11 protein-coding genes and 1 pseudogene are annotated in these 15724 nt (G+C 72.6%); 11 read left to right on the forward strand and 1 reads right to left on the reverse strand.

The features are described 5' to 3' along the window. The first annotated feature begins 229 nt into the window (after positions 1-229). The 11 genes from M2163_RS31755 to moeZ all read left to right on the forward strand — a co-directional run bounded on the left by M2163_RS31755 (position 230) and on the right by moeZ (position 14032). Positions 230-1744: a DUF3152 domain-containing protein gene (locus tag M2163_RS31755; protein WP_280849466.1), complete on the forward strand. Its 1515-nt coding sequence runs from the start codon at positions 230-232 to the stop codon at positions 1742-1744. A 56-nt stretch (positions 1745-1800) separates the two neighbouring features. Beyond that, positions 1801-1896, forward strand: coding sequence for an Ms4533A family Cys-rich leader peptide (locus M2163_RS46655; RefSeq protein WP_330264584.1), 96 nt, complete (start codon positions 1801-1803; stop codon positions 1894-1896). 168 nt (positions 1897-2064) lie between these two features. Beyond that, complete coding sequence (locus M2163_RS31760) at positions 2065-3783, forward strand: ABC transporter substrate-binding protein (RefSeq protein WP_280895689.1); 1719 nt, start codon at positions 2065-2067, stop codon at positions 3781-3783. A gap of 4 nt (positions 3784-3787) precedes the next feature. Then, positions 3788-4774: an ABC transporter permease gene (locus M2163_RS31765; protein WP_280895690.1), complete on the forward strand. Its 987-nt coding sequence runs from the start codon at positions 3788-3790 to the stop codon at positions 4772-4774. Continuing rightward, entirely contained in the window at positions 4771-5769 is a 999-nt protein-coding gene (locus M2163_RS31770) for an ABC transporter permease (RefSeq protein WP_280849463.1), read from the forward strand. Before M2163_RS31765 ends, M2163_RS31770 begins: the two co-directional genes overlap by 4 nt. Next, complete coding sequence (locus M2163_RS31775; RefSeq protein WP_280895691.1) at positions 5766-7358, forward strand: ABC transporter ATP-binding protein; 1593 nt, start codon at positions 5766-5768, stop codon at positions 7356-7358. Before M2163_RS31770 ends, M2163_RS31775 begins: the two co-directional genes overlap by 4 nt. A 190-nt stretch (positions 7359-7548) precedes the next feature. Further along, positions 7549-9255, forward strand: coding sequence for a DUF3492 domain-containing protein (locus M2163_RS31780; protein WP_280895692.1), 1707 nt, complete (start codon positions 7549-7551; stop codon positions 9253-9255). Next, entirely contained in the window at positions 9252-10757 is a 1506-nt protein-coding gene (locus M2163_RS31785; protein WP_280895693.1) for a hypothetical protein, read from the forward strand. Before M2163_RS31780 ends, M2163_RS31785 begins: the two co-directional genes overlap by 4 nt. A 336-nt stretch (positions 10758-11093) precedes the next feature. Beyond that, the gene (locus tag M2163_RS31790) at positions 11094-12053 is read left to right on the forward strand and encodes an NAD-dependent epimerase/dehydratase (RefSeq protein ID WP_037719791.1); all 960 of its coding nucleotides are present in this window, start codon (positions 11094-11096) and stop codon (positions 12051-12053) included. Further along, entirely contained in the window at positions 12041-12790 is a 750-nt protein-coding gene (locus tag M2163_RS31795; RefSeq protein ID WP_280849459.1) for a spherulation-specific family 4 protein, read from the forward strand. The genes M2163_RS31790 and M2163_RS31795 overlap by 13 nt, the downstream gene beginning before the upstream one ends. Before the next feature lie 63 nt (positions 12791-12853). Beyond that, positions 12854-14032 carry an adenylyltransferase/sulfurtransferase MoeZ gene (gene moeZ, locus M2163_RS31800; protein WP_280849458.1) on the forward strand — a complete coding sequence of 393 codons (1179 nt, stop codon included), beginning with the start codon at positions 12854-12856 and terminating at the stop codon, positions 14030-14032. Positions 14033-14085: 53 nt separating this feature from the next. Here the strand turns inward: moeZ and M2163_RS31805 are convergent. Continuing rightward, positions 14086-15634, reverse strand: a pseudogene (locus tag M2163_RS31805) (alpha/beta hydrolase). Positions 15635-15724 lie beyond the last annotated feature (90 nt).

Genomic DNA, 15724 nt, shown 5'->3' on the forward strand with positions numbered 1-15724 from the left:
CGGGGCGGGTCAGCCGGCCGCCGAGGCGGTACAGGGCGCCAAGGGCCTCGCGGCGGAGACGGCGGGCCGGGAACGTCCGCCTGCCGCCCCGACGGCTCGGGGCCCCGAGCGCTGGGTGCCGCGGACCGGACCGGCGAGCGGCCCTGCCGGCCACCGCGTGCCCGCGCAGGGCGGCCCGCGGGTTCCTGACGGGACGCCGGCTCAGGGGTTTCCACGGGGGTCGGGTGAAATGACGTCCGGGCCGGGCGCTCCTCGGTCCTCGGAAGGCACGCCGGCGCGTGGTGTGCCTCGGCTTCCTGACGGGACGCCCGCGCACGGTTTTCCTCGGCTTCCTGACGGGACGCCTGCGCACGGTTTTCCTCGGCTTCCCGATGGGACGCCCGCGCGCGGCTTCCCCCGGTTGTCCGACGGCACGCCCGCGCGTGGAGTGCCGGTTGTGCCCGACGGTCCGTCCGCCCAGGGCGTGCGGCGGTTCCCGGACGGGACGCCCCCGCACGGCTTCCCGCGGCTGCCCGACGGGACCCCCGCCCAGGGCGTGCCCCGGGTCCGGGGCGGGCATCCCGAGCAGCGTGAATCCGGGGGCGGCTGGGGGGAGTTGAGTGGTCAGGGGCCGGGCGGTCGCGGCGCCGGACCCGGGGTCGCTCCGCCACACCAGCGGCAGGCGGCGTCCGGATCGCCGTCGGGGCCGCGACAGGATTACGTCGACGCATTCGCCGACGGCATCGACATCGACTTCGACGGCGACGTCGACGTGTTCGCGCCCGGCGGGCCCCGCGGCCCTGTTGCCGCGCACGGCTCCGGCGCGGGGACCGGAGCCCCCGCCGACGCTCATGCCCCCGCCGCCCTCCGCTCCGACACCTACTGGCCCGACGACACCGACGCCGATGTCCTCCCCGGCTCCGGCGACACGCCCCCGGACGACCGGCCTCCGACGGCCAAGGGCGGCAAGGGCCGCGCGTTCACCGGCATCGCGGCCGCCGCGGTCGTCACCGTGCTCGCCGTCGTCGTGGCCGGACAGGTCACCGACGGGCGCGGCACCGCGGCGGACGCGCAGTCCGCGACCGACCAGGCCCGGGATGTCAGGGAGCCCGTCACGGGCGCGGACGGGCAGCCGACGCCGTCCCCCTCGGCCGGCGTGACGACGCTGACGTACGAACAGGCGATGGGCACCAAGTACCCGCTCAGCGCCGAGCTCGACGGCTCGGGCAGGTTCGACGCGGTCCGGGGCTTCGACAAGGCGCCCGGCAAGGGGCAGAAGTACACCTACCGCGTGGACGTGGAGCAGGGTCTCGGCCTCGACGGCGCACTCTTCGCCGAGGCCGTCCAGAAGACGCTCAACGACGACCGCAGCTGGGCGCACGGCGGGGCCCGCACCTTCGAGCGCGTCTACTCCGGCAAGCCCGACTTCGTGATCACCCTCGCCAGCCCCGGCACCACGGCAGACTGGTGTGCCAAGTCCGGCCTCGACACGACCGAGGACAACGTCTCGTGCGACTCGGCCGCCACCGAGCGCGTGATGATCAATGCGTACCGCTGGGCGCAGGGATCAACCACATACGGTGATCGGATCCATGCGTACCGGCAGATGTTGATCAATCATGAGGTCGGCCACCGCCTCGGCTACTCCCATGTGACGTGCGACAAGAACGGCGAGCTCGCGCCGGTCATGCAGCAGCAGACCAAGTTCCTCGACCACGACGGGATCCGCTGCCGGGCCAACCCGTGGCCGTATCCCGGGAGTTGACAGATGGCGCATATGTCACATTGACATGTGTTGATCGGTCGTACATATTGCTGACCATGTGGTCTAGTCATGCCGTCGAGAACAGCGCCGCCATTCAGCTGGCGCTCATCGGCGTGACCCCGCTCTGCGTGGCCGACATTCTCTGTCGCTGACGCCCGCCCCCAGGCGCGCGCGTCGCGAATCCCGCATGCACCCGTGATCCGAGTCGGTCACGGCTCTTTCGACGACCCGACGCCGGGGCTGACGTCTGTCCACATTCGTCTCACCCTTCGTCATTCCGTCTCGCCATTCGAGACCCATCATTCGAGAGGTCGTCTCCGATGCGTCACCCGTCCCTCACAGCGCGCCGTGTGGCCGCGGTATCCGTAAGCCTGGTTCTGGCAGCGGGCGCCGCCGCCTGCGGCCCTGAGGACAACGATGCCAAGAGCTCCGGTGGCGACTCCACGCCCCACAAGGGCGGCACCCTGACGGTCCTGAACTCCAACCCGCAGCAGGACTTCGACCCCGCCCGCCTCTACACCTCAGGCGGCGGCAACGTGCCCTCCCTCGTCTTCCGCACCCTCACCACCCGCAACCGCGAGAACGGCGCCGCCGGCGCCGAGGTCGTCCCCGACCTCGCCACCGACACCGGGCGCCCCAACAAGGACGCGACCGTGTGGACGTACACCTTGAAGAGCGGCCTCAAGTACGAGGACGGCACCGCGATCACCTCGGCCGACATCAAGTACGGCATCGAGCGCTCCTTCGCGCCCGAACTCTCCGGTGGTGCCCCCTACCTGCGGGACTGGCTGGTCGGCGCGGCCGACTACCAGGGGCCGTACAAGGACAAGAAGGGCCTCGCGGCGATCGAGACGCCGGACGAGCGCACCATCGTCTTCCATCTGAACAAGCCCGAGGGCGAGTTCCCGTACCTGGCCACGCAGACGCAGTTCACGCCCGTCCCGAAGGCCAAGGACACGGGCACGAAGTACGAGGAGCACCCCGTCTCGTCCGGCCCGTACAAGGTCGTCTCCAACCAGAACGACGGCGAGCACCTCGTCCTGGAGCGCAACACCTACTGGTCCGCCTCGACGGACGCCGAGCGCAAGGCCTACCCGGACCGGATCGACGTCAAGTCAGGGCTCGACTCCTCCGTGATCAACCAGCGGCTGTCGGCGTCCCAAGGGACGGACGCCGCCGCGGTCACCACGGACACCAACCTCGGCCCGGCCGAACTCGCCAAGGTGACGGGCGACAAGGAGCTCGCCTCCCGCGTCGGCACCGGCCACTTCGGCTACACGAACTACATAGCTTTCAACCCGAAGGTCAAGCCGTTCGACAACCCCGGGGTGCGGCAGGCGATCTCGTACGCCATCGACCGCTCCTCCGTGGTCAACGCGGCCGGCGGCAGCGCGCTCGCCGAACCCGCCACCACCTTCCTGCCGAACCAGAAGTCCTTCGGCTACGAGCCCTACGACCTCTTCCCGGCCGGCGCCACGGGCAACGCGGCCAAGGCCAAGGAGGTGCTGAAGGAGGCCGGCTACCCGAACGGGCTCACGGTCACCCTGACGCACTCCAACGCCAAGGACTTCGAGACCAGCCCCGAGATCGCGACCGCGATCCAGGACGCGCTCAAGAAGGCCGGCGTCACGGTCAAGCTCCAGGGCCTGGAGGAGAACGACTACTCGGAGACGATCCACAGCGTGAAGTCCGAGCCCGGCTTCTTCCTCGCCCACTGGGGTGCCGACTGGCCCTCCGGCGGCCCCTTCCTCGCCCCCATCTTCGACGGCCGGCAGATCGTCAAGGACGGCGCGAACTTCAACACGGGCCTGCTCGACGACAAGTCGGTCAACGCCGAGATTGACGCGATCAACAAGTTGACCGATCTTGACGCTGCCGCCAAGCGATGGGGCGCGCTGGACAAGAAGATCGGCGAGCAGGCCCTGACCGTGCCGCTGTTCCACCCGGTCTACAAGCGCCTGTACGGCAAGGACATCAAGAACGTCGTGATCAGCGACTGGACCGGTGTTCTGGACATCTCGCAGGTCGCGGTCAAGTAACCCGATGAGCGAGGCACTTGTCGCCACCGAGGTCCCCGAGGCGTCCGCCCCGGGGGCCTCGGGGGCCCGTCAGTTCTGGCGGCGGCTGCGGGCGCAGCGCGCCGCCATGGTCGCGGCGGCCGTCGTCGCACTGCTCGTCCTGGTCGCCCTCGCGGCGCCGCTGCTCACGGCGATCGAGGGCCAGGACCCCACCACCTACCACCCGTCCCTCATCGACTCCGCGCGCGGGGGCGTGCCCATGGGGCCCTTCGGGGGCGCCGGCGCGCACCACTGGCTCGGCGTCGAACCCCAGACCGGACGCGACCTGTTCGCCCGGCTGGTGTACGGGGCCCGGGTCTCCCTCGGCGTCGCCCTGGCGGCGACCGCCGTACAGGTCGCGATCGGCGTCGCCGTGGGCGTCGCGGCGGCCCTCGGGAACCGATGGGTTGATCAACTGTTGAGCCGGTTCACCGACATCATCGTCGCCCTGCCGCTGATGATCATGGCCTTGGCGCTGCTCGCGATCGTGCCGTCGAGCTTCCCCCGGCCCGTACTGGTCGCCCTCGTCATCGGCCTGGTCGCGTGGGGCAACATCGCCAAGATCGTGCGCGCCCAGACGCTTACGCTCAAGGGGCTCGACTACGTCTCCGCCGCCCGGCTCAGCGGCTGGGGCACCTGGCGGATCGCCGTCCGTGAACTCCTGCCGGGACTCGCCGCTCCGGTCATCACGTACGCGGCCCTGCTCATCCCGGCGAACATCACCGTCGAGGCCGCCCTGTCCTTCCTGGGCGTAGGGGTGAAACCGCCGACGCCCTCGTGGGGGCAGATGCTCACCGCCGCCGACATCTGGTACCAGGCCGCCCCGCAGTACCTGCTGCTGCCCGCCGGAGCGCTCTTCGTGACCGTCCTGGCCCTGACCGTCCTCGGCGACGGTGTGCGCCTCGCGCTCGACCCGCGTGCGGCCTCCCGGCTGCGCGTCGGCACGGGCCGCCGGAAGGAGGCCAAGGCATGAGCGGGTTCGGCGGCTTCGCGCTGCGCCGTCTCGTCGGCGTCCTCGTCACCCTGCTGGCCATCTCGGTGATCGTCTACGTCATCTTCTACGTCACCCCGGGCAACGTCGCCCAGATCACCTGCGGCCCCCGCTGCTCGCCCGCCCAGGTCCAGCAGGTCGCCGGGCAACTGCACCTGAACGACCCGCTCCACCTGCGCTACTGGCACTTCCTGCAGGGCATCGTCGCCGGTCAGGACTATTCGACGGGCACCTCCGTCGAGCACTGCTCCGCGCCCTGCCTCGGCCTGTCGTACCAGAGCGACCAGCAGGTCACCGAGCTGATCCTGGCGAAGCTCCCGGTCAGTCTGTCGCTCGTGTTCGGCGCGATGGTGCTGTGGCTGGTCCTGGGCGTCGGCACCGGCGTCCTGTCCGCGTGGCGGCGCGGCCGGCTCACCGAGCGGCTGCTGACCGGCGTCACGCTGGTGGGCGTGGCCACGCCGGTCTTCGTCATCGGCCTGATCCTGATGATCGTCGTCTGCGGGGAGCTCGAACTGCTGCCCTTCCCGCAGTACGTCGCCCTCACCGACGACCCCGAGCAGTGGGCCTGGAACCTGCTGCTGCCCTGGCTCTCGCTGGCCCTCATCGAAGCCGCCGCGTTCGCCCGGCTGACCCGGGCCTCGATGCTGGAGACCCTGGCCGAGGACCACATCCGCACCTTCCGGGCCTACGGCGTCGCGGAACGGTCCGTCATCGGACGGCACGCGCTGCGCGGGGCCCTGGCACCCGTCATCGCGCTCAACGCCAACAACTTCGGCAGCGCGGTCGGCGGCGCGGTGCTCACCGAGACCCTCTTCGGGCTGCCCGGCATCGGCCAGGAACTGGTCCACGCCGTCACCGTCGTCGACCTCCCCGTCGTCGTCGGCATGGTCCTGGTCATCGGCTTCTTCGTGGTGCTCGCCAACGCCGTCGCGGACGTCCTGTACGCGGTGGCCGACCGACGGGTGGTGCTCGCATGAGTCTCGTCCACGTGACGGACCTGACCGTCGGCTTCGGCGACCTGCGCGCCGTGGACGGCCTCTCCTTCCGCCTGGAACAGGGCGCCGCCCTCGCCCTGGTCGGCGAGTCCGGCTCCGGCAAGTCCACCGTCGCCTCCGCCCTCCTCGGACTGCACCGCGGCACGGGCGCGCGCGTGGGCGGCGCGGTCGAGGTCGCCGGAGTGGACGTACAGCGGGCGCCGGACGAGGCACTGCGGCGGCTGCGGGGGGCGAAGGCCGCGATGGTCTTCCAGGACCCGCTGTCGTCCCTGGACCCGTACTGGGCGATCGGCGACCAGATCGCCGAGGTGTACCGCGTGCACACGCGTGTGTCGTGGCGCACGGCACGCGCGCGTGCGGTGGAGGTGCTGGACCGCGTCGGCATCCCGGACGCCGTACGGCGGTCCCGGTCCCGTCCGCACGAGTTCAGCGGCGGCATGCGCCAGCGCGCGCTCATCGCGATGGCACTGGCCTGCCGGCCCCGGCTGCTGATCGCCGACGAGCCGACGACCGCGCTCGACGTGACCGTCCAGGCCCAGATCCTCGACCTGCTGCACACGTTGCGCCAGGAGACCGGCATGGGCCTGCTGCTCGTCACGCACGACGTGGGCGTCGCCGCCGAGAGCGTCGACGACGTCCTCGTCATGCGGCACGGTCGCGCGGTCGAGCAGGGTCCGGTCGCCGCGGTGCTCGGGGCGCCGGGGGAGACGTACACCCGCGAACTGCTCGCCGCGGTACCGCGCGTGGACGCGCCACGGACGCCCTCCCGGACGGCCGGCGAGGTGGTGCTCGAAGCGAAGGGCCTGCGGCGCGAGTTCGGCCGCGGCAGGAAGGCCTTCGCCGCCGTCGACGACGTCTCGCTCACCGTCCGCCGGGGCGAGACCCTCGGCGTCGTCGGCGAGAGCGGCAGCGGCAAGACGACGCTGGGGCGGATGCTGGTCGGGCTGCTGGAGCCGACGGCGGGGGAGGTCCGTCACGACGGCCACGCGCGCGTGGGCGTGGACCCGGCCGTGCAGATGGTCTTCCAGGACCCCGTCTCCTCCCTCAACCCCCGCCGCAGCGTGGGCGAGTCCATCGCCGACCCGCTCCGCGCGCGAGGCGAGCGGGACGAGCAGCGGATCAAGGAGCGCGTGCGGCAACTCCTGGAGCGCGTGGGGCTCGAAGGGGCGCACTACGACCGCTACCCGCACGAGTTCAGCGGCGGCCAGCGCCAGCGCGTGGGCATCGCCCGGGCGCTCGCGGCCGACCCGCGCGTCATCGTCTGCGACGAGCCGGTCTCCGCCCTCGACGTCACCACCCAGGCCCAGGTGGTGGCCCTGCTCGGCGAACTGCAGCGGGAACTCGGGCTCGCGCTGGTCTTCGTGGCGCACGACCTCGCCGTCGTACGCCAGGTCAGCGACCGCGTCGCCGTGATGCGGCGCGGCCGGATCGTCGAACAGGGCCCGGCCGACGAGGTCTACGACAGCCCGCGGGACCCGTACACCAAGCAGCTCCTGGCCGCCGTACCGGCGCTCGATCCGCGGACTGCGGCCCGGCGTCGGGCGGAGCGCCGGGAAACGGCCGTGACCTGACGTTCCGTGGTCGCATGATCTCTTAGCGCGACGGAACGCGACCCGCACGGGAAAGTTACGAGCGTTCACCCCTTTTGGTGGCGCGATGGACAACCGTCCGTCGCGCCACCGTCCTGTCCGCATACCTTCGTCCCGCTGCGAGCCACCGGCCCAACGGTGGCTCCTCATACGGGAGATCGGGGGTGCACTCGTGCGCATAGGACTGCTTACGGAGGGTGGCTATCCGTATGTGGGCGGTGACGCCGCACTCTGGTGCGACCGGCTCGTGCGCGGGCTCGAGCAGCACGAGTTCGACATCTACGCGCTCAGTCGCAGCGAGCGCCAGGAGGACGAGGGCTGGGTGCAGCTCCCGCCGCAGGTCGGCAGGGTCATCACGGCTCCGCTGTGGACCGCGGAGGACGACGGCGTGGTGTACGGGCGGCGCGCGCGCCGTCGGTTCGCCGAGTCCTACGGCGAGTTGGCCGCGGCACTGTGCGAGGGGACGGCCGGCGACGCCTCGGGGGAGTCGTCGGCCGCGGAGGCGGACCGTTTCGCCAACGCCCTGTACGGACTCGCCGAACTCGCCCGCGACGAGGGCGGCCTGGTCGGAGCGCTCCGCTCCGAGACCGCCGTACGCGCCCTGGAGCGCGCCTGTCGCGCGCCCGGCGCCCGGCAGACGGCGCGCGCGGCGCGCGTCCCTGATCTGCTCGCCGTGGCCGGACACCTGGAGCGCGCCCTGCGCCCCCTGTCGCTCGACTGGTACGAGAACGACGGTCTCGGCGCCGTCGACCTGTGCCACGCGGCCTCCGGCGGCCCGGCCGCCCTGCCCGGACTCCTCGCACACCACTTCACCGGCGTCCCGCTGCTCGTGACCGAGTACGGCGTACGGCTGCGCACGCACTACCTCGCCGACACCGGCTCCCCGGCCGCCGTACGGACCCTGCTCGCCGCCTTCCACGGCCGGCTCGCCACCGAGACCTACCGGCGGGCCGCGGTCGTCACGCCCGGCAACACGCACGCCCGCCGCTGGCAGGAGCGCTGCGGCGCCGACCGCGCCAAACTGCGCACCGTCTACCCGGGCATGGACGCCACCCGCTTCACCGCGGTGGGCGAGTCCGCGCAGTGCGTGGACCCGGACACACTGGTCTGGGTCGGCCGGGTCGAACCTGCCAAGGACCTGATTTCCCTCCTCCACGCCTTCGCGGAGATCCGCAAGGAGGAGCCCAAGACCCGGCTGCGCATCGTCGGCGCGCCCACCGGCCCCGAGGGCGCGGCCTATCTGGGGCACTGCAGGGCGCTGGCCGCACAGCTCTTCCCCGACGAGGCGGAGGGGCTGCACGCCGTCGGCGACAACCCCGTCTCCTTCGAGGAGATCGGCGGACCCGAGGTGCCGACGCTCGCCGACGCCTACGCCTCGGGTGCGGTCACCGTCCTGTCCAGCGTCGTCGAGGGCTTCCCGATCAGCCTCGTCGAAGCCATGTTCTGCGGCCGGGCCACCGTGTCCACCGACGTCGGCGCGGTCGTGGAGGTCATCGGCGGCACGGGGCTCGTCGTCCCGCCGCGCAACCCGAAGGCACTCGCGGAGGCGTGCGTCACGCTGCTGCGCGACCCCGAGCGCCGTGAGCGCCTGGGCGCCGCGGCACGCGCCCGCGCGCTCGAACTGTTCACCGTGGAACAGAACATCACGGCATTTCACGGCATTTACCTGGAGATCGTCTCGCGGACCCCGGTCCGCCGGGTAGTCCTGGACGACACCGGCGAACCCCTGCCCTTCGCCGCTCCCGCCGAAGCCCACGTACCCGGCCGCTGGGCCGGGCACAGCGCACGAGTCGCGGCCCGGGTCGGCCCCGGCTGGGCCGCGGGGTCCCCGGTCGGCGCGACGCCTCCCTTCGCCGCCACGGAAGGAGCGACCGGATGAGCGACGTGGGACTCGACCGCCCCGGCACCCCGGGCGCGTGGGGCACCGGGGAGCCCGAGGAGCCCGGCGAGTTGGAGACGGCCCAGGTCTCCGGGGCAGCGGCCCAGGTCTCCGGGGCATCGGAGCTGGCCGAGGTCTCGGTCGAGGCGGGGGCGGCCGAGTCGTCGGAGGCCGTCGTCAAGGCGGGGGCGGCCGAGTCGTCGGAGGTCATCGTCCAGCCCGCAGTGGCCGAGCCGTCCGAGGTCATCGTCGAGCCCGGAGTGGCCGAGGCGTCCGAAGAGGCCGAGCCGGAGGACGCCGGCCCGCTCACGGCCGAGGCCGTCGAGGACGCCGCCCCGCACGCCCCGTCGGCTCCCGCCCCCCGCGCCCCCGAGATCTCCACCGGCCTCAAGCCCGCCACCCCCGGCCCCGCCCGCCGTTCGGCCGCCGATCCGGTGAAGGCCCTGATGCACCGGCACCGCGAACTGTGCGAACGGGCCGTCGACCCCCTGGAGATCGCGGCGGGCCTGGAGGCCCACGGCGTCACCGACCGCACCGCCGTCCGCTTCCGGCACCGGGACGTCTTCTCCCTCGCCGAGGAGATGTACGCCCGTGTCGCAAGGGACGGCGACACACCCCCGCCCGCAACGGCGCCGTCGACTCCCCGGGCCCGCGCCGACTGGGTCCTGCTCACCCTCCTCCCCGGCGCCCTCTGTGCGGCCACGGTGGCGGGCATGCGCCTCACCGTCGGCCAGCCCCGCCTGGTCGCCGCCCTGGTGGGGTTCCTGGCCGTGTCCCTGGCCATGCGCGCGGCCCTGTCCCGCGGCCCACTCGGCACTCCTGACCACGCTCCCGCCAACGGCACCTCCACCTGGACCTACTGGCTCCTCGCCTACGCCACCCTCGGCGACGGCCTCCTCGCGGCAGCCGTGACCGGCGGCCCCGACGCCCTGCCCACCGGCGCCCCCGACGCCGCCTGGCCGATGGTCACGGCCCCCGTCCTCGCCCTCACCCTGTCCTGCGCCCCGGCGGCCTGGTCCGCCCACCTGTTCGCGACCCGCGCCCGCCGCAAACTGACCGTCAGCCGGGGCCTGGAGGACTTCGCGGCCTCCGTACGCCCCCTGCTGCTCGGCACGTTCGCCCTGTACCTGTGCGCCCTGACGGCTCTGTCGGCCCTGTCCGGGGCCGCCGTGGGCGAACCGGCCGCCCACCCGCAGGTCATCGCTCTCGGTGCCCTTCTCCTCCTCGCCCGCCTCCTCACCGTCCACGGCTTCACCCACGCCCCCGCGGTGGTCCTCACCGCCGCGGCCACGGCCCAGGCGACCGCCCTGGCCGCGGCCTTCGCCTCCCGCCTGCCGGGCTGCGGCTTCCTCGCCGCACCGGTGGACGCCCTCGTGGACCTCTGGGGCGCGGGCGGCATCCCGACCCTTTCCTGCGGCCTCGGCGCCCTGGCCCTGCTGATCCACGGCGCCCGCAAGCTGACGCGAGCGTCGGCCCACGCCCGGCCGGAGAACCCGTGCTGACCCGCCGCGGCTGCGGCGGACGGGTGGCCCGGGGCGCCGTGGGCGCCGCCGCCCACCCGCCGTAGCCGCGGTGGCCCACCGGGCACGAGCACGCGCCCGCCGTGGCGCGACCTCCTCCCACCGGAGGGGAACCGCCCGCCGCCCCCCGCCCCCCACACACCGCCCCACCGACCCCGCACACACCGCGGCAGGCAACCCCGGCCCCACCGCCGGACCGCCACCCCGGCCCCACCGCCCCCCCGGCCCCACCGCCGGAAGCACCCCGCAAGCCCCTCCCGAAGGAGAACCCGCAATGACCACCTCCCGACCCGCCCCCAAGGCCCCGGGAGCAGCCCGATGAGAGTCCTGCTGATCGGAGCCAACGGCTACCTCGGCCGCTTCGTCGCCGACCGCCTGCTCGCCGACCCCGCCGTCCAGCTCACCGCCCTCGGCCGCGGCGACGACGCCGACGTGCGCTTCGACCTCGCGTCCGGCAGCCCCGGTGCCCTCACCCGCTTCCTCGACGCGGTCCACCCGGGAGTAGTCGTCAACTGCGCCGGCGCCACCCGCGGCGGCGCCCGCGAACTCACCCGCCACAACACGGTCGCCGTCGCCACCGTCTGCGAGGCCCTGCGCCGCAGCGGCTGCGGGGCCCGTCTGGTGCAGATCGGCTGCGGCGCCGAGTACGGACCCAGCCAGCCCGGCTCCTCCACGGCCGAGGACGCGGTCCCGCGCCCGGGCGGCCCGTACGGGGTCAGCAAACTCGCCGCCACCGAACTGGTCCTCGGCTCCGGTCTGGACGCGGTCGTCCTGCGCGTCTTCTCACCGGCCGGCCCCGGCACCCCCGCCGGCTCCCCGCTGGGCCGGCTCGCCGAGGCCATGCGCCGCGCCATGCAGTCCGGCGACGGTGAACTGAAGCTCGGCGGCCTCGGCGCCCAGCGAGACTTCGTCGACGTCCGCGATGTGGCCCGCGCCGTCCACGCGGCCTCCCTCTCCGCCGCCCAGGGCGTCATCAACATCGGCTCGGGCCGAGCCGTCCGCCTCCGCGACGCCGCCGCCGTCCTGGCCCGGGTCGCCGGGTACGGCGGCGCCCTCCACGAACTCGACGGCCCTCCCGGCCCGCTGAGGGCGACCATCGGACACCCCCGCTCCGAATCGGACCACGCGGCACCCGTCGCGTACCCGTACCCCGACGGCTGCGGCAGCTGGCAGCAGGCCGACGTGCGCACCGCGCGCGACCGGCTCGGCTGGCGCCCCCGCATCAACCTCGAAGAGTCCCTCGCCGACATCTGGATGGAGGCGGCATGCCGCATCTGACCAGTACGAAGACAAGTACCCCGAGCACCGAACTGCGTGTCGGCCTCGGTGTCCCCGGCTTCGCCCACCCCCTGGTCGCCCCCGCCGAGTGGGCCGAACTCACCCGTCCCGGCACCCCCGTGCACTGGGCCGTCCTCAACGTCGCCGACGGCCCAGGCGCCCGCCCCGACCCGCACTGCCTCGAAGCGGCCGGGCGACTGCGCAACGCCGGCGTCCGCGTCCTCGGCCACCTCGACACCGCCCACGGGATCCGCGTCCACGGCGAGACGGTCTCCCAGGCCCAGCGCTACCTCGACTGGTACCGGGTCGACGGCTTCCTCCTGGACCGCTGCCCGACCGACCGCGCCGCGCTGCCCGAGATCCGCCGTACCGTCGCCACGCTCCGCGCGGTCCGTGACGATGCCCACATCGTCCTCGGCCACGGCACCCACCCCCACCCCGGCTACGCCGAGAACGCCGACCAACTGATCACCTTCTCCGGCCCCTGGAGCGACTACCGCTGGTCCCAGGTGGCCGAGTGGACCGCCGACTACCCGCCCGACCGCTTCTGCCACCTCGTCCACGGAGTGCCCGGCCCGCACCTCGAGGAGGCCCTGCGCATCGCCCGCTGGCAGGGCGCCGCCACGATCTGGTTCACCGACCGCACGGACCGCGGCGGCCGCGTCGACCCCTGGGAGACCATGCCCGGCTACTGGGACGAAATCGTCTCGCGGATCGGAACGGGTGTCTCGGAATGAAGAAGCCCATGGCAGTGTTACAGGGAGAACAACCGTAGTGATTGACCGACCAACGGAGTCCCCGTGTCGCTGCCACCCCTGGTCGAGCCCGCTTCTGAGCTCACCGTAGACGAGGTCCGCAGGTACTCCCGCCACCTGATCATCCCCGACGTGGGGATGGACGGGCAGAAGCGGCTGAAGAACGCCAAGGTGCTCTGTGTGGGCGCCGGCGGCCTGGGCTCGCCGGCGCTGATGTACCTGGCCGCGGCGGGCGTCGGCACGCTCGGCATCGTGGAGTTCGACGAGGTCGACGAGTCGAACCTGCAGCGCCAGATCATCCACAGCCAGGCCGACATCGGCCGCTCCAAGGCCGAGTCCGCCCGCGACTCCGTCCTCGGCATCAACCCGTACGTGAACGTGGTCCTTCACGAGGAGCGGCTCGAGGCCGACAACGTGATGGACATCTTCAGCCAGTACGACCTGATCGTCGACGGCACCGACAACTTCGCGACCCGCTACCTGGTCAACGACGCGTGCGTGCTGCTCAACAAGCCGTACGTCTGGGGCTCGATCTACCGCTTCGACGGCCAGGCCTCCGTCTTCTGGTCCGAGCACGGCCCCTGCTACCGCTGCCTCTACCCGGAGCCCCCGCCGCCGGGCATGGTCCCCTCCTGCGCCGAGGGCGGCGTGCTGGGCGTGCTGTGCGCGTCCATCGGTTCCATCCAGGTCACCGAGGCCATCAAGGTCCTCACCGGCACCGGTGAGCCCCTCGTCGGCCGTCTCATGATCTACGACGCCCTGGAGATGCAGTACCGCCAGGTCAAGGTCCGCAAGGACCCGAACTGCGCGGTCTGCGGCGAGAACCCGACCGTCACCGAGCTCATCGACTACGAGGCCTTCTGCGGCGTCGTCTCCGAGGAGGCCCAGGAGGCGGCCGCCGGCGCGACGATCACTCCCAAGCAGCTCAAGGAGTGGATCGACGACGGCGAGAACATCGAGATCATCGACGTCCGCGAGATCAACGAGTACGAGATCGTCTCCATCCCGGGCGCCAGGCTGATCCCCAAGAACGAGTTCCTCATGGGCACCGCCCTGGAGGGCCTCCCGCAGGACAAGAAGATCGTCCTGCACTGCAAGACGGGTGTCCGCAGTGCGGAAGTCCTCGCGGTCCTGAAGTCCGCGGGCTTCTCCGACGCCGTGCACGTCGGTGGCGGTGTGATCGGCTGGGTCAACCAGATCGAGCCGCACAAGCCGGTCTACTAGGCCCACGCCTTCCCGGGAGGGGCTCGGCACCCTGTGTGCCGGGCCCCTTTCCGTCAGCGGCGCCGGGCGCAGACCTTGCCGTCCTTCGGCACCGTGCCCTTCAGCAGGTACGCGTTCACGGTGGAGTCCACGCAGTCGCTGCCATTGCCGTACGCCCCGTGCCCCTCGCCCTTCCAGGTGAGCTCCACGCCTACCCCCTGGCCCAACTCGTCCGCCATCCGCCGGGCGCCCTCGTAGGGCGTCGCCGGATCGCCCGTGTTGCCGATCACCAGCACCGGTGCCGCGTCGGGCGCGCTCACCTCCGGCGTCTCGTACTGCCCGGGTACCGGCCAGTCGTGGCACCAGCCGGCCGCGTCCCAGCCGAGGAAGGGGCCGAACACAGGTGAGATCCTCTCGAACTCGGGCAGCAGCCTCTTCGCCTCCGCGAGCGTGGGCCGCTGCTTGTCGTCCAAGCACGATATGACCCGTTGTGCCTGCGGCAGCAGGCCGTAGCGTCCGGACGGGTCTCGTTCGTTGTAGCCGTCGGCGAGCGCCAGGAGTTCGGAGCCGTCCCCCTGCTCGGCCGTGCCGAGAGCGCTGGTCAGAGAGGGCCAGCTGTCCTCGCGGTACAACGGCCAGACGATGCCGGTGAACGCGAGCACCTGCGTCAGCTTCCGGCCGGAGTACGTCTCCAGCGGGTCCGCGTCGATCCGGTCCAGCAGGTCCGCGATCCTCCGCGTTCCCGTCTCGGGGTCCTGGCCGGTGGAGGCGAGGTAGTTGTCGAGCGCGCGCTGGAAGCCCCGGGCCTGGTTCTCGCGGTGGGCCACCGAGTCGGCGCTCGGGTCGACGACCGCGTCGAGCACCAGCCGCCCCACGCGCTCCGGAAACAGGTGGGCGTAGACCCCGCCGAGTTCGGTGCCGTACGAGATGCCGAAGTAGTGCAGCTCGGTGTCACCGAGGACGTGCCGCATGAGGTCCATGTCGCGCGCGGTGTCGGTGGTCGAGACGTGGGGCCAGCAGGTCGCCCGCGTCCCTCTGGCAGCCCCGGGCGAAGTCGGCGGCGTCCTTGAGGAACGCCCGTTCCTCGGCCGGGGTGTCGGGAGTGGCGTCCACCGCTTCGGCCGCCTGCGTCTCCTTGTCGCCGCGGCAGCGGACGCCCTCACTGGCGCCGACCCCGCGCGGGTCCCAGCTCACCAGGTCGTACCGCTCGCGCAGCAGCGAGACGGTGGCGGCGTACCCGGGCAGGCCGGCGATGCCCGACGCGCCGGGGCCGCCGAAGTTGAACAGGAGCGAGCCGATGCGGTCGCCGCCGCGGGCCAGGGAACGGATCAGCGCCAGGTCGATCGTCTTCCCGCCGGGCCTCGACCAGTCGAGCGGCACCTTCAAGGTCGCGCACTGCCAGTCCCGGCCGGGCGCGGAGGCGTCCGCGGTGGCCTTGCAGCCCTCCCAGTCGGGTCTCTGCGAGGTCAGCGAGGCAGGCAGTGCTTTCGCGCCTGTCGCGGTCGGCCTCGCGCTGCCCGAACGCTCCTCGCCCTCGTCGCCACCGGACGAGCCGCCGCTGCAGCCGGCCACCAGCAGTGCGGCCGCGGCGGTCACGGCCGCCCACCGTACGAAACGCCCCATTCCAGTCCCCCTCCGAAGTCGTCCGTGACGGGCCACGAACGCCGGTCCGGCCATGGTAGGCCGATCACGAGACACTCGTCGGACCCTGTG

Source organism: Streptomyces sp. SAI-135 (assembly GCF_029893805.1).
GTDB lineage: Bacteria > Actinomycetota > Actinomycetes > Streptomycetales > Streptomycetaceae > Streptomyces.